13 protein-coding genes and 1 rRNA gene are annotated in these 15,008 nt (G+C 43.7%); 7 read left to right on the top strand and 7 right to left on the bottom strand.

Annotation, left to right across the window (positions count from 1 at the left end):
- Window positions 1-82: ribosomal RNA gene (gene rrf / locus QNI24_RS15495) — 5S ribosomal RNA — on the top strand; the annotation flags it as partial.
- A 92-nt stretch (window positions 83-174) separates the two neighbouring features.
- On the opposite strand, the gene QNI24_RS15245 is transcribed toward rrf, so the two are convergent.
- The 4 genes from QNI24_RS15245 to QNI24_RS15230 are packed head-to-tail and all read right to left on the bottom strand — an operon-like array spanning window position 175 to window position 3,450.
- Entirely contained in the window at window positions 175-1,029 is an 855-nt protein-coding gene (locus tag QNI24_RS15245; protein WP_267177461.1) for a polyprenyl synthetase family protein, read from the bottom strand.
- Window positions 1,030-1,037: 8 nt separating this feature from the next.
- Window positions 1,038-1,235, bottom strand: a complete 198-nt coding sequence (locus QNI24_RS15240; RefSeq protein WP_267177460.1) for an exodeoxyribonuclease VII small subunit — start codon at window positions 1,233-1,235, stop codon at window positions 1,038-1,040.
- A gap of 9 nt (window positions 1,236-1,244) precedes the next feature.
- Window positions 1,245-2,513 (bottom strand): tRNA lysidine(34) synthetase TilS, encoded by a 1,269-nt coding sequence (gene tilS / locus QNI24_RS15235; protein WP_267177459.1) that lies wholly within the window; start codon window positions 2,511-2,513, stop codon window positions 1,245-1,247.
- The gene (locus QNI24_RS15230) at window positions 2,494-3,450 is read right to left on the bottom strand and encodes an acetyl-CoA carboxylase carboxyltransferase subunit alpha (RefSeq protein ID WP_267177458.1); all 957 of its coding nucleotides are present in this window, start codon (window positions 3,448-3,450) and stop codon (window positions 2,494-2,496) included. Before QNI24_RS15230 ends, tilS begins: the two co-directional genes overlap by 20 nt.
- A gap of 109 nt (window positions 3,451-3,559) precedes the next feature.
- Here QNI24_RS15230 and add point away from each other — a divergent pair, with 109 nt between their 5' ends.
- Complete coding sequence (add, locus tag QNI24_RS15225; protein ID WP_267177457.1) at window positions 3,560-4,570, top strand: adenosine deaminase; 1,011 nt, start codon at window positions 3,560-3,562, stop codon at window positions 4,568-4,570.
- A gap of 31 nt (window positions 4,571-4,601) precedes the next feature.
- Window positions 4,602-5,687, top strand: coding sequence for a DUF2855 family protein (locus QNI24_RS15220; RefSeq protein ID WP_267177456.1), 1,086 nt, complete (start codon window positions 4,602-4,604; stop codon window positions 5,685-5,687).
- A 39-nt stretch (window positions 5,688-5,726) separates the two neighbouring features.
- On the opposite strand, the gene QNI24_RS15215 is transcribed toward QNI24_RS15220, so the two are convergent.
- Both QNI24_RS15215 and QNI24_RS15210 read right to left on the bottom strand, forming a co-directional pair.
- The gene (locus QNI24_RS15215; RefSeq protein WP_267177455.1) at window positions 5,727-5,948 is read right to left on the bottom strand and encodes a hypothetical protein; all 222 of its coding nucleotides are present in this window, start codon (window positions 5,946-5,948) and stop codon (window positions 5,727-5,729) included.
- Window positions 5,949-6,008: 60 nt separating this feature from the next.
- A complete protein-coding gene (locus QNI24_RS15210; RefSeq protein ID WP_267177454.1) occupies window positions 6,009-6,917 on the bottom strand; it encodes a diacylglycerol/lipid kinase family protein in 909 nt (302 codons plus the stop codon).
- Window positions 6,918-7,069: 152 nt separating this feature from the next.
- Here QNI24_RS15210 and rapA point away from each other — a divergent pair, with 152 nt between their 5' ends.
- The 3 genes from rapA (at window position 7,070) to QNI24_RS15195 (ending at window position 11,898) form a co-directional block, all read left to right on the top strand.
- Window positions 7,070-9,931 (top strand): RNA polymerase-associated protein RapA, encoded by a 2,862-nt coding sequence (rapA, locus tag QNI24_RS15205; protein ID WP_267177453.1) that lies wholly within the window; start codon window positions 7,070-7,072, stop codon window positions 9,929-9,931.
- 28 nt (window positions 9,932-9,959) lie between these two features.
- On the top strand, window positions 9,960-10,874 hold the full coding sequence (locus tag QNI24_RS15200; protein WP_267177452.1) for a glutaminase: 915 nt from the start codon (window positions 9,960-9,962) through the stop codon (window positions 10,872-10,874).
- A 67-nt stretch (window positions 10,875-10,941) separates the two neighbouring features.
- Window positions 10,942-11,898, top strand: coding sequence for a hypothetical protein (locus QNI24_RS15195; protein ID WP_267177451.1), 957 nt, complete (start codon window positions 10,942-10,944; stop codon window positions 11,896-11,898).
- A 9-nt stretch (window positions 11,899-11,907) separates the two neighbouring features.
- On the opposite strand, the gene QNI24_RS15190 is transcribed toward QNI24_RS15195, so the two are convergent.
- On the bottom strand, window positions 11,908-12,654 hold the full coding sequence (locus QNI24_RS15190; protein WP_267177450.1) for a DUF1223 domain-containing protein: 747 nt from the start codon (window positions 12,652-12,654) through the stop codon (window positions 11,908-11,910).
- An 85-nt stretch (window positions 12,655-12,739) separates the two neighbouring features.
- On the opposite strand from QNI24_RS15190, the gene QNI24_RS15185 reads away from it, so the two are divergent.
- On the top strand, window positions 12,740-14,908 hold the full coding sequence (locus QNI24_RS15185) for a prolyl oligopeptidase family serine peptidase (protein WP_267177449.1): 2,169 nt from the start codon (window positions 12,740-12,742) through the stop codon (window positions 14,906-14,908).
- The last annotated feature ends 100 nt before the right edge of the window (window positions 14,909-15,008 follow it).

Genomic DNA, 15,008 nt, shown 5'->3' with positions numbered 1-15,008 from the left:
CCCATCTCGAACTCAGCAGTGAAATGTAGCATCGCCGATGGTAGTGTGGGAGTTCCCATGTGAGAGTAGGACATCGCCAGAATCTTACAAGTAGAAAAGCCTCAACATAAGTTGGGGCTTTTTTTTGCTTGAAATTTGTGGGTTTGAAACGACAGTTTCAATTAATATATGTTTTTAAAAAGTGCGCTTAGCAACCAGCTGAAGTAGTTGACTTAATTCTGAGCTATGACTGATTGAAGCCAAGTGTGAGGCGGCAACATCAATGTGGTCTTTGGCTTTGTTTCTGGCTTGATCCAAACCTAATAAACTGGGGTAAGTACTTTTGTTGTTTTTAAGATCAGATTGAGCCGGTTTACCTAATGTTTCGGTATCACTGCTGACATCTAATACATCATCAATGATTTGATAAGCAATACCAAAATGTTCAGCAAAAGCTTTAAAGTGCTTTCGTTTATCTTGATTCATGCTGTCATCACAATCAGTAACCATGGTCACACAGCTTTGCAGTAATGCCCCGGTTTTCTTGCTGTGAATTTCTTGTAGTTCATCGATGTTTAATGTCTTGTCTTCGGCCTCAAGGTCAAGCATTTGACCACCGACCATACCTGGGGCTCCTGCAGCTTTGGCCAAGTTTTGTATCAGTTTAACAATCGTTGATGAATTAATGGTAGTTTGTGATAGACATTCAAAGGCCAAAGTTTGTAAGGCATCAGCTGCCAAAATAGCAGTAGCCTCATCAAACTTGATATGACAAGTAGCTTGTCCACGGCGTAAATCATCATCATCCATTGCTGGTAAATCATCGTGAATCAAAGAATAGGCGTGAATCATCTCTATGGCTGCTGCGATGTGATCTGCCACACTCAAATCCAATCCAATACTTTCAGCAGTGGCATAAACTAATTTGGGTCGCATGCGTTTGCCGCCATTGAGTAGGGTGTACTCCATGGCAGCGATTAATCGACCACTGTTGTGTATTTTGAGTTGATTTAACTGTGATGCAAGGAATTGATCTATGCGTTCATTCATTGCGTTTATCAGTCATCGGCTTGTTGCATCAGCTGTTCAATTTTTGTTTCAGCATCAGCAATGATTTTTTGGCATTCTCTGGTGAGCTTGATGCCTTGCTCATAGAGCTTGAGTGATTGTTCCAAGCCCACATCAGTCTGTTCCATTTGGTTGATGACTTTTGTGAGTTGTTCTAATTTTTTTTCAAATGATTGTGTTTGGCTCATGGGCTTATTTTACAAAAGAAAGTTTGGTGATAACCATTCAATTTGTGCTTTATTTTCATCTAAATACTGTTGGAATGAATGACTGATGAATAAGGATCCAACTGCAACTAACTTATTTTCTATATAAATGTAAGGAATGCACTGCCTGACCCATGGAGGTATTTGATTTTCTTGAAACAATTTTTTAATGGTTTTATGTGGTCTTTTGATATCAGTTTGGATGGTCTCACTGCCTTGTTGGTATTTGACGGCTACACGCAGCGACTTAATTTTTTCACTTTTAAAAACCAATTGGCCAACTTTTAGTGGAGTTGAGGCTTTATTAGTGAGCGCTATCATAGTCTCTGAATGAGTATTTAAGCTGAGTTTGTTCAAGGCAAAAATTTGTTTTTGCCAACGAAACAGCCTGATATCTTTGTGGTCAAGAAGCGGATTTTTATCATAAGCTGCATACAAACAGTCAGCGGCATACTGCCGAAGTCTGTTATGACTTGGTGGACTGTGTTGTATGTTAATAATCCAATGATACAAGGCGGTTGCCAACAGTTCAGGTGTATTGATCCTTGTTATATTCAATGGGTTATCCTTGCCCAGTAATGATCGCAATAAGTCATCACTTTGGCTCAAATTTTCTGCTGTTTTGATGAGCTTCTCAGTTGCAGATTTATTGTACTGAATAATCGCTGGGATTAAACAGTTACGAATGTGATTGCGGCTGTAATTGTCATCATTGTTACTGTAATCTGTTATATGGTTCAGCCCATGAGCCTGGACATAATCAATCAATGTGCTTTTCTTGAGATGCAAAAAAGGCCGATGAATCATATAGTGGTCCATGGCTTGTGTTTCTGCCATACCCGTTAGACCATGCAGGCCAGTGCCTCTGAATAAACGAAATAATATTGTTTCAATTTGATCATCTGCATGATGAGCCATCAGCAGACAATCACCGGCATTAAGGTGTTTGTTGTATGTTGCTAATCTGGCTTGTCTACAGCTGTCTTCGCTGGGAGAATCAGGATAAACCGATTCAATGACCAAATTAATTTCTAATTGGTGGCAAAAACTTTGACAGTGCTCAGTCCAAGCTTTGGCATCATCCTGTATATTATGATTGATATGCAGTGCCGTTAATTTCTCTTTGAGTATTGGTATCTGGCTTACGGCATAAAGCAAAGCGGTTGAATCGACCCCGCCACTGAAAGCCACCCAATAACGTTCCGCAATGGGAAAATGTTGGTCAGTTAACAGCGAATCATTATTCGCTGAAAGCACCATATGACATTTGTTTTTCGTAGCGTTTTTGAATCAAGTCTGATTGCTCTAGTTCACGGAGTCTTTTCAGATTGTTAACAATGGCAGATTTAAGTTGTTGGGCCACATATTCAGTATCGCGGTAGGCACTGCCTAAAGGTTCATCGATGATTTCATCAATCAAGCCAAATGCTTTTAACTTTCCTGAAGTGATGCTCAGGGCTTCAGCGGCATCTTGTGCTTTTTCAGCACTGCGCCAAAGAATGGAAGCACAACCTTCAGGTGAAATCACTGAATAGGTACTGTACTCGAGCATCAAAGTGACATCGCCCACACCAATGGCCAGGGCACCACCAGATCCGCCCTCACCAATGACCGTACAAATGATGGGTACTTTGAGGTGTGACATCACTTCCAAGTTTTTAGCGATGGCTTCTGATTGGCCACGCTCTTCTGCACCAATGCCAGGGTAGGCACCTGGGGTATCGATAAAGGTGAGAATAGGCAAGTCGAATTGTTCGGCCATGCGCATCAAGCGCAGCGCTTTGCGGTACCCCTCTGGTCTTGGCATACCAAAATTGCGTTTGATTTTTGTTTTGGTGTTGCGGCCTTTTTGGTGGCCAATAACCATCACAGACTGACCATCCAGCTTAGCCAAACCACCGACAATAGCGGCATCATCTGCAAAAGCCCGATCACCATGTAATTCCTGAAAGTCAGTGAACATCATGTCGATGTAGTCAAGGGTGTAAGGGCGCTTTGGGTGACGAGCCAATTGGGTGATTTGCCAGTCGGATAAATTTGAAAATATGGCTTCTGTTTTAGACTTGAGTTTGTCTTTTAACCTTTGAATTTCCTCATCTATATTGATGGAATTGTCATCGCTGACGTTCTGCAATTCATTGATTTTGGCTTCTAATTCCGCCAATGGTTGTTCAAAGTCTAAATAGTCAGTATTCATAAGATGAAAGTATTTCAGTAACCGACTATTTTACGTCCTCACAGCCCAATGTGCCACATCAAAACCACAAGAAAATGTTATCATATTTGATTTTCAAAATAGCCCAATCATGTCCGAATTCATAAAAAACATGCCCAAAGTAGAGCTACACATGCACATTGAAGGTTCAATGATGCCTGAAATGTTGTTACAGCTGGCTGAAAAAAATCAGGTAAAACTGCCCTATCAGACACTTGAGGAAGTCAAATCTGCCTATGAATTTAAGGACTTAACAGAATTCGTTGACTTGTACATTCAGGGCACCGAAGTGATTCAGTCAGCGGATGATTTTTATGAACTGACTGTGGCATATTTAAATAAATGCCAAGAACAAAACATCATGCATACAGAAGTATTTTGTGACATAAGAACTTATACAGACCGTGGACTTCCAGCTGAAATGGTATTAGATGGTATTGAGTCAGGATTCAAAAAAGCCGCCAAAGATTGGCAAATTTCAGGTGGCATGATTCCAACATTTATTCGTCATTTGGGGGTTGAAAAAGCTGCCGAAGATTGGCTGTTTTACCAACAACACACCCAACGTTTTCTGGCCATAGGCTTGGCTGCGATAGAAGTGGGTTATCCAGCCAGTCTGTTCAAAGAAATTTTCTCAGAAGTTAATGAGTTGGGGATGCCGATTGTGGCACATGCTGGTGAGGAGGGTTCGGCAGAATACATTTGGTCAGCAATCAAAGACGCTAAAGTCTCGCGCATTGATCATGGTATCCGTTCATTGGATGACCCAGAATTGATAGCTTATTTACAACAAACCCAAATTCCTCTAACGGTTTGTCCGTGCTCAAACATCAGTTTGCATGTGTTCGATCATATGCAGCAACACGTGATTAAAAAGATGCTGGATTTGGGTTTAAATGTGACCATAAATTCTGATGATCCGGCTCACTTTGGTGCCTACCTGACTGAGAACATGATGGCAGTAAAACAACATTGTGGTGTGAATGATGATGATTTGTTGCGCATGACCCACAATGCCATTGATGCCAGTTTTGCTGGTGCTGAAAGGAAGCACAACATGCACCATATTTTAGATCAGTTTGAAGCGCAACACGTTCAATAAGACGAATTAAAATAACTACAGGTAACCTGGCATGACACAATTTCAAGTACATAAAACAGACCTCACTCAAAACCGTTTAATAACCCCCGCAGAATCTACCACTATTCAAAAAGGCGAGGTAAAAGTCAAAGTGGAAGCGTTCTCATTCACCGCCAACAACATCACCTATTGGGCAATGGGAGATAAATTGAAGTACTGGCAATTTTTTCCAGCCGCTCAAAATGAGGGTCATCTGTATGGCATCATTCCAGTATGGGGTTTCGCTGAAGTGATTGAGTCTAAAAATGCCGATGTGCCTGTAGGCGAACGTTTGTTTGGCTACTTCCCAACCGCCACCGAATGGGTGATGAGGCCGCTCAAAGTCAAAGAGTCAAGCTGGTTGGATGGCGCAGAACATCGCGCAGCTCTGCCTGCTGGTTATAACGTCTATCGCAGGGTTGATGCAGAGCCAGGATATGATGCCAGCCAAGATGATTTACGGATGCTTTTATTTCCATTACACATCACGTCGTTCTGCTTGCATGACATGCTGGTGAGTCAACAGTATTTTGATGCAGCACAAATTGTCATCATCAGTGCTTCAAGCAAAACCAGTTTAGGGCTGGCCTTTGCCTTGCATGAGGATGATGCAGCACTTGAAGTTGTTGGCATCACATCACCAGGCAATCAAGCATTCATAGGTGAAACTGGATATTATTCAAGCTGCATCAATTATGGTCAACTCCATGAAATTGATGCCAGCAAGAAGACTGTTTTGGTGGATATGTCAGGTAATGGTGAGGTGATTGCAGCACTGCACCGGCATTTGGGTGAAAACATGATGTTTTCATCGCATGTGGGACTGACCCATTGGTCTGAAAATCAAATGCAAGTCGGTTTCATCGAGGCCCGCAGCCAGATGTTTTTTGCACCCAGTCACATTGAACAGCGTTATGCTGATTGGGGGCCTGCTGCATTTGAGTCCAAAGCCACTCAGTTCATGCAAAGGGCAGCGATAGATAGCAGTCGCTGGTTGGTGGTCAAACAGCTGCACTCTCTGGAACAGTTGCAGGCTCACTTCAAAGCCATCAGCCAAGGGAAACTACCGCCTCAAGAGGGGTTAGTCATCAAGCTCTGAGTCACCCAAGTCCAGCAAATGTTTGCCAAGGTTTTGGTTTCAATGACAATGCCAATGTTTGTTGTGTTTTTTACAAACAGAGTGTTTCTTTGGCTTGACATGAACGATGCGGTAATTTGAACGCAGGTGTTGATTATCTACCAATACCACTTGGGTTTTATGGGGTTTTTTAACCACCACCACTTTGTTGGCTTTGTGGGCATGACAGCCAGTGGTGAGGGTAAAGCCTGTAATCATCAGCAATAAATGTAATTTTTTCATTTCTATTTCCAGTGTTATTTACGGGTACAACGAGCGGCAATCGATTTAGGTTGACTGGCATCATGAAAAAAATTGAATTTGGGCGGGCAGGCACATGATCTTCACAGGCGTTTCTCCATTGAATTCGCCATCGGGCATCAGTGGCATGGGTTGTTTGGTTTTGATGGTGATGCTTTTTACTTGAAAGGTTTTAACTTCGCTGTAATTGATGTGTTGGCCAGAATAAATAGTTGGAAACAAGCGCAGGATTTTAGCCCGAGATATTTGCTTTAAAATGATCACATCAAGCAAACCGTCATCAATTTTGGCATCTGGCGCAATCAGAAATGAGGTGCCGGTGTAACGGCTATTGGCCACTTCTACAAACACCAGTTCATCTGCCATTTCAATTGTTTGGTTGTTGCTATCAACCATGCTGATGGCCATTGGATACTTTTTTAATTTGATGGTTTCCCACAGGGTCGCAAAGGTATAGGCTGATTTCCCCAATTTTTTGATCTTGGTGGTGGTTTGACCAGCATTGACCACAAAACCCATACCCAGGATATTAATGAAGTACATGGCATGGTGTTTATCCTGAGCCATTCCTATGTCAATGTGCTTGGTTTGTTGCTGGAGGATGATTTCGATGCCTTTTTGCCAGTCAGTAGGCATCAAGCCCAATTCACGGGCAAAAGCATTGCCGGTCCCCACTGGAATCACGCCCAATGGAATGCGAGCTGCTGCCTCATGTTGCATCAAACCATTGACCAATTCAAATAAAGTGCCGTCACCACCGGCCGCAATCAAACCTGAATACTGACTCAAATCAGCTGTTTCGATTAACTCTTTGGCGTGGCCAGAATGGGTAGTGGTCAATAAATCAAAGTTGATTTGGTGATGTTCTAAGTGGCTTGTAATCAAAGGCAAATACTTCTGACTGCGACCACTGCCAGCGTTGGGGTTAAAGATGATGAGTAATTTAAGCATCAGGTGATTTTAGCTGATTGCGAAAGATAATTGATAGCCCATGCTTGAATCGTTGAACATGGGGTAATGAATCTGTTTGCTTTTGGCGTCGGAGGATGGGTAAATGCAACAAACACTGCTAAAATAGCGCATTTTTAAAAACAACCAGCCATATGCAATTCACCATTGGACAACGCTACATCAACAACGCCGATTTACAACTGGGCTTGGGTCGAGTAACTGCTGAAAATCACCGCATGGTTAAGGTCATGTTTGATGCAGTAGAAGAAGAAAGGATTTATGCCAAAGATTCTGCCCCATTGAGTCGTTATGAGGCACAAGTTGATGATGTTTTACAGCACAAAGATGGTTGGCATATCACCGTCAATGAGGTCAAAAACCTCAACGGCTTGAACATTTATTTTGGTTATAAAGATGATGGCCAGGAAGATGTGATACCTGAATCAGAAATCAATAACAACATTTCCTTGGATCGCCCCGCAGATCGATTACTGAATGCGCAGATCGATAAGCTTAAATGGTATGACTTAAGACAAGCGGCACTGCGTCACCAACAACGATTGCGGACATCTGAGCTGTTTGGTTTAACGGGGTGTCGCACTGCGTTGTTGCCGCATCAGTTATACATCGCTCATTCGGTGGGTAAAAGACACGCGCCCAGGGTACTGTTGGCGGATGAAGTGGGTCTGGGTAAAACCATCGAGGCTTGTTTAATCTTACACCAACAACTACTGACCAATCGTGCGCAAAGGGCCATCATTATTGTGCCGGAAAGTTTAACTCACCAGTGGATGGTTGAACTGCTGCGACGGTTCAATTTGCAAGTGAGTGTCTTCGACGAAGAAAAGTGCCAAGAGATCGAACTCTCCAGTGGTTTTGAGAACCCTTTTGAGAGCAGCCAATTGGTGTTGTTACCACTGGAAATGATACTTGAAAACCCACTGCGTGAAGAGCAAATTTTAGCTGCCGACTGGGATTTGATGGTGGTCGATGAAGCCCATCATTTAGAGTGGTTTGAGGGTGAATTAGATGAAAATCAAGCCGCCTCTGATTCTGTGATGGCCTACCAAATCATTGAATCATTTGCGCTGAAAATACCTGGGGTGTTGTTACTGACGGCGACGCCTGAACAATTGGGTCGCAAAAGCCATTTTGCCAGATTGCGTTTATTAGATCCCGATCGGTACCATGATTTCGAACAATTTCTGGCTGAGGAAGCCGAGTTTGAACAAGTGGCTGATGCCATCGAGGCATTGATTGATGCTGTGAATCTTGAGCATACTGTGGACACCAATGCGATCGTTGCCATGTTGGCTGGTCACATCAACGAAGACTTATTAGAACAAATTCAAAACCTCGGTAATGACCCTGAAGCCGGCCAAGCCGTTATCAATCAACTGTTAGACCAACACGGCACTGGGCGTGTTCTGTTCCGCAACACTAGAGGGTCGGTCAGTGGTTTTCCTCAACGTGAGTTGAACAGCCATGTTTTGCCCTTACCAAAAGCTTATCAAAACACAACGGCACAAGAAGTGCTGACGCCAGAAACTGCGCTGGATGAGGAAGTGTCAGGCGCCTGGCTTGAGTATGATACAAGGGTGACATGGCTGTGTGAAAAAATCAAACAGTTGAAGCATGAAAAAATGCTGATTATTGCATCACAAGCTGCCACAGTTTTACAGTTAGAAGATCACCTCAGAGAAGCATATGGCATTCATGTGGCGGTGTTTCATGAGGGCATGAGTTTGATTGAGCGAGATCAAGCTGCGGCTTGGTTTGCAGATATTGATAACGGTACCCATGTTTTGTTGTGTTCTGAGATTGGCAGTGAGGGACGGAATTTTCAGTTTGCACATCATTTGTTGTTTTTTGATTTGCCTGCACATCCGGATTTGTTGGAACAACGAATCGGGCGTTTAGATCGAATTGGTCAAACCGAAACCATTCAAATCCATGTGCCTTATTTTGCTGACAGTGCGCAGGAAAGGTGGTTTCAATGGTATCACCACGGTTTGAATCTATTCACACAAACCAACCCTGCAGCCCATCATGTGTACAGCGCTTTTGCAGCACAATTGAACCAACAGCTGGATACCAAAGCCTTATCAAAATTATTGGCAGACAGCCAAAAAATGAGCCAAGAACTGTTGTCACAAATGACCAAAGGCCGTGATCGCTTGCTGGAATACAACTCATGCCGACCGGCTGAGGCAGCCAGTTTGACTGCTGATGCCGAGAATTTCCAACAGTCTGAGCAACTGGAAAGATTCATGCACAAGGTGTTTGATTTGTTTGGGGTGCATTATGAAGAACATCGCGCGGGCAGCGAAATCATCCGGCCCACCGATGAAATGGATGGCTACTTTCCTTTCCTGATTGAAGATGGCATGACCATCACTTACGACCGTGAAATAGCCTTGGCTAATGAAACCTTTCATTACATCACCTGGGAACACCCCATGGTCAATGAGCTGCTGGAATTGATCATCAATCAAGAAAAAGGCAACACGGCTTTTGCGGTGCTGAAAGACTCGGGACTGAATGCCGGTCAAATCTTTTTAGAATGCCGATACCTGATACAAGCGTCGGGTAAAAGCAGCATGCAGTTGGCACGTTATCTGCCACCAATTAATCGCCGTTTTTTGTTGGCAGAATCTGGTGTGGAAGTGGGCAGTAAATTGACAGAAGCAGTGGTCAATAAATTCAAAAATGCGGTACCAATGAATGTTGCGGTTGAGGTACTTAAGGCCAAGCTCTCTGTGGTCAAATTGTTATTGGAAAAAGCCGATGACATGATGCAACAGCAATTACCGGAAATCAAACAACAAGCTGAGGTACAAGTGTCATCCAACATCAATCATGAAATCAAACGCCTCAAACAATTGGCAAACAACAATGGTCAAGTACGCGACATTGAAATCGATCATTTGCAACAAAATTTAACTGCAGCCATCACCACAATCAATAACACCCAACCACAGTTGGATTCTATTCGGGTTTTAGTTACCATGTGACTTCAATGACTGTATGAATTAAATCAACATGAACTACCAACAAATCATAGAACGCATTCATCAAGAGGTTTTGTTACATAAGAACTACGGTGAAGTGGCTGATTACATACCTGAATTGGCTGGTATCGATGATGATCAGTTTGGTGTGTGTTTGGCCCATGTTGACGGTAAAATTTATCGTACCGGTGACTGGCAGACGCATTTTTCCCTGCAAAGTATCGTCAAAGTATTGTTGTTGAGTTTGGCCTATGCTCGGCTGGGTGGCCAGTTATGGCAACGTGTCGGAGTCGAACCATCTGGCACACCGTTTAATTCATTGGGCACCCTTGAGCATGATGATGGTATCCCACGAAATCCATTTTCGAATGCCGGTGCTTTGGTGGTCAGCGATGTGCTGCTGGATTTATACCAAGACCCCAAAGCGGCATTGCTGGATTTGATTCATTCATTTTCAGGTGATGAGGGCATTCAGTTTGATCGGAACGTCGCAGAATCTGAAAAAGCCGAAGGCTATCGCAATGTCGCATTGGTTAATTTCTTAAAATCCTTGGGCAACATCCACAATGATGTTGATGATGTTTTAGCGCTGTATTTCGACTGTTGTTCAGTGGCCATCAATTGTGAACAGTTGGCAAAAACATTCCTGTTTTTCGCTAACAACGGTCAAACCATCGATGACCACCATCGGCTGCTGAATCGCAGTCAAACCAAACGCATCAACGCCATCATGTTAACCTGCGGTTTCTATGATGAAGCAGGTGATTTTGCTTATCAAGTTGGGCTACCGGGTAAAAGTGGTGTAGGCGGCGGTATCGTGGCCGTTTTACCCAAAGAATTCAGCATCGCGGTTTGGTCGCCGCGGTTGAATGAAAAAGGTAACTCTTACCGGGGGCTGAAATTTTTAGAACAGTTCACCACAGAGACAGGTCAGTCCATTTTTTAATCAAGCTGTATTTGCTTCCACTAGCTGTTAACATGTTGGTTAATTGATAGATTAATAAACAACTCAAATGCACAAGCCAATAAGTATTTCATTAGCAAAATTTATTTGGATTTTGCTTGGGAGCATGGTCAGTGCTGATTTTGCACTTGCTGAGACTCGAAGCAAGGCCAATCAGATGTATCAAGCCGAGAATTGGCAGGCTGTCATCCAAGCTTATGAGCATTTAAGCAATGAGGAGGAACTGACTGAAGTTGATTTATTTCAACTGGCTGATGCCTTTATTCATTCAAAGCAAGGCCAGCAAGCGCTGGATACCAATGCTAAAATTCTCAATCCACAACGCATACCTGTGGCTCAAATTCACTATCAAAAAGCCCAAGCATACAGCTTGTTGCAACAAACCACTTTGATGTGGCAAGCCTTACACTCAGCCACTGCATCAGGTTTCAGTAACCTGACCCAATACAAGGCTGACAATGGTTTTTCAGGGTTTAAATCCAGCGCAAAATACCAACAAACTGTAGCCAGTATCGAGCGCAACCTGAAGCCTTGTTTATTCAATGAAAAATACCGTCAATTTGATTTTTGGCTGGGACAATGGGAGGTATACACCCAGCCAGATAAAAAAGGCCTAATGGCAGGCACAAATTCCATCACCCGTTCAGAGGATGGCTGCTTGATTAGAGAACAATGGATTAGCGCCAGTGGTAACACTGGCTTCAGCATGAATTATTTCAATGGCATCACTGAGCAGTGGGTTCAGCGCTGGGTCAGTAATGGTGTGGTGATTGAATATGCCGGTGGCTTGGTTCAGCTGCAAGATCGAGAAGCAATGAGGTTAGAAGGAAAAATATATTATGAATCAAAACAACAAAATCCTCAGATCAAAGACTTCAGAGGTACCTGGTCGCAATTGAATGATGGCGTGGTACAGCAGTTTTTTGAGGAATCAAATGATGGAGGTAACAGCTGGTATCCTTGGTTCAATGGTTATTATTATCCAGTCAATGAAAGTGCTGATTGAAGCAGTCATTTATTGAAGGGTATTGATGCTGCCATCTGGCACAAAACCACCCACTGCCTGAATGGGCTGTAGTGTATCAACAGCAGACACCCAAGCCACCACCGCAAAACGTTGTGGTTGGTGTTTATGGATCAAGGGTAATGTGAATGCATGCTGACTCACAGCTTGTTGTTTCATGTGAGCCAAAACAACAAAATCATGTAACAAAGTTTTTCCGTGATTTTCTCCTGCTTGGACCTGGGTCTCTAAACCCATGCCCACAACGGCCATATTGAATGCCAATTGATTTTTTGCCTGAGGGAAACTGACTGTCGCCAGTTGTTGATCGATTGTTAAACTCAGCGTTCCGGGTGAGGAATCAGTTTCAGGCAAGGCACGCCAAGGTTTAAAAAAGCCAGCCCATTCGCTGCCATTGACTACAAATCCAGGGGTATAAACAGCAGCGATGTTGGCTTGTTTTTTGTGTTGTCTTTGGCGCTTGGAAAAAGCTGGCTCAGCAAAAACATCTTGCCAGCCGATGTAATCCCAATAATCAACATGAAAAGCCAACGGAATGTATTTTTGCCACAATTCATCTGCGGCACTGAACTGGCTCAAAAATTGATCGGCAGGCGGGCAGGAGCTGCAACCCTCAGAGGTATAAAGTTCAATCAAAGTGGTTTGTTTGGTAGTGCTGGTGAAGGTGATTTTTTCAGCATGGCAAGTCAACGCCAGCAACAATGATGTCAGAAATGCAGTGATTTTTATGTTATTCATAATTAAACAGACCTGATACAGCCTAAGTTCTTTCATTGCCGGGGCACAATAGCCCTGTCAAAAGTCATGATTAGGGCTTGGTCTGATGAATTTTTTGTTTGAAACTGTTAATATCTTTGTTCTTTTGAAACTGGATGCCCTGATGCGTAAATACTGCTTACTCGCTATATTGATTTCTTTCCATGCCACTGCCAAAGACGCTGTCGACGATCCATTTATGTGGTTAGAGGATGTTGATGCCAAAAAATCCATGGAATGGGTGTTTGAGCAAAATGACAAGACTGCAGATGCCTATAAATCAAAGCCCATATACCAAGAACTGTACGACCAAGCCTTGGCCACTTTGAATAACAAATCACGTATTCCTTCGGTGTCCCAACGTGGTGATTGGGTTTATAACTATTGGAAAGATGAAAATAATCCTCGCGGTATTTATCGCCGAGCGAAACTGAAAGATTTTAATCGCAACGATGCGCCCAAGTGGCAAACCGTATTGGACATGGATAAGTACAATGCTGAAAACGAGGGTAACTGGGTGTTCAAAGGCATGAATTGTCTGGCACCTGAATACCGCCGGTGTCTGGTTTCTATTTCCCCCGGTGGTGGTGATGCCGTGATGATGCAAGAGTTCAATATGAAGAAGAAAGCTTTCATCAAAGACGGGTTTTCTTTGCCAGAATCTAAAATGCGGGTCACTTGGAGAGATAAGGACCACTTGTTTGTGGCCACTGATTTTGGTGCCGGCACCATGACCGAATCAGGTTACCCACGGGTCATGAAATTGTGGCAAAGAGGTACTGAACTTTCAGCGGCAAAAACGCTACTGGAGGCGGATGTGAAATCGGTTTCGGTGTTTGCTTTCAGAACGGGTAAAGATGAGAAAGCCAAAGATTTCATAATTGACAGCACCAGTTTCTGGACCAACACCTATTATCAATTGATAGATGGTAAAACCTATGAGTTGTCCATACCAAGTTCCGCTGTTATCAGTGGCGTGTTTCAAGGCGATATGATTGTTTCGCTGAAAGAAGATTGGACCTACCAGGGTCAGGATTTAAAACAAGGGACCGTTTTGTTGATGAGTCCGGATATTTTAAGTGGACGCAAAGCCAAGATTGAGGCAACAGATTGGTCGGTATTCTTGAGTCCTAAAGCGAATGAAAACATCGAAGGAATCTCAACCACAGATGATGCCATCATCGTCACGATTTTGTCTGATGTGGTCAGCCAAGTACATGTGCACAGCCGTGAGGGTGATGCGTGGCAAGTGACCCAAGTGGCGTTTCCAGATAACGGTGCCATAGGCATCACTGCTGTGGATGATGAAAGTGGCAGCTTTTTTGCAGAGTATGAATCATTCATCACGCCACCGACCTTGTACCATGTGAATGGTGAGACACTTGTGCCCAAAGCAGTAAAATCACAGGCACAGAGCTTTGATCCCGGCCCTTATCAGGTTGAGCAGTTTTTTGCTCGTTCTGCCGATGGCACCTTCGTGCCATATTTTATTGTTATGAATAAAGACACGGTATTTGATGGCAGCAACCCCACTCACATCTTTTCATACGGTGGTTTTCGCAATGCCCTGACCCCATCTTATTCAGGTTCGTACGAAGCCTTGGAAGGAGCGTATGGCAAATTATGGCTGGATCGAGGCGGTGTATTTGTTTCAGCCAGTATCCGCGGTGGTGGTGAATATGGCCCCAAGTGGCACCAAGCGGCGCTGTTAGAAAACAGAACCAAATCATTTGAAGACTTTGAGGCGGTGGCCGAAGATTTAATCAAGCGTAAAATCACTTCACCTCAGCACTTGGGTATAGAAGGGCGTTCAAATGGCGGCTTGTTGGTGGGTGCCACCATGACTCGCAGACCAGATTTGTATGGTGCGGTGATTTGTGGCGTGCCTTTATTAGATATGAAGCGCTACAACAAACTGCTGGCTGGCGCCAGTTGGATGGGCGAGTTTGGTAACCCAGACATTCCAGAGCAGTGGGCCTATATCAAAAAATACAGTCCCTACCAAAACCTCAAGCGAGACACAGCATATCCGGCCACCTTCTTTTACACTTCGACCCGCGACGATCGGGTACACCCGGGGCATGCCAGAAAAATGGCGGCTAAAATGATGTCCTATGATTACCCCATTTGGTACTACGAAAATACCGAAGGTGGGCATGGTGGCTCCAGCACCAATGAACAGTTGGCTGAAAGGTTGGCTCTGGCCTATACCCACCTTTGGACCCATTTGAAATAACCATCAACTGACAGAAAAATGCCTGCTGCTGACTTACTTTTAAATCAATAGCAGGCATCAATTGAGTTACTTGCGCATTCGACCTCATTTTTGACAAAAC

This window comes from Marinicella marina (genome assembly GCF_030065545.1).
Classification (GTDB): domain Bacteria; phylum Pseudomonadota; class Gammaproteobacteria; order Xanthomonadales; family Marinicellaceae; genus Marinicella; species Marinicella marina.
The sequence above is the reverse complement of the archived record's forward strand: the minus strand, read 5'-3'. Positions and strand labels throughout refer to the sequence as shown.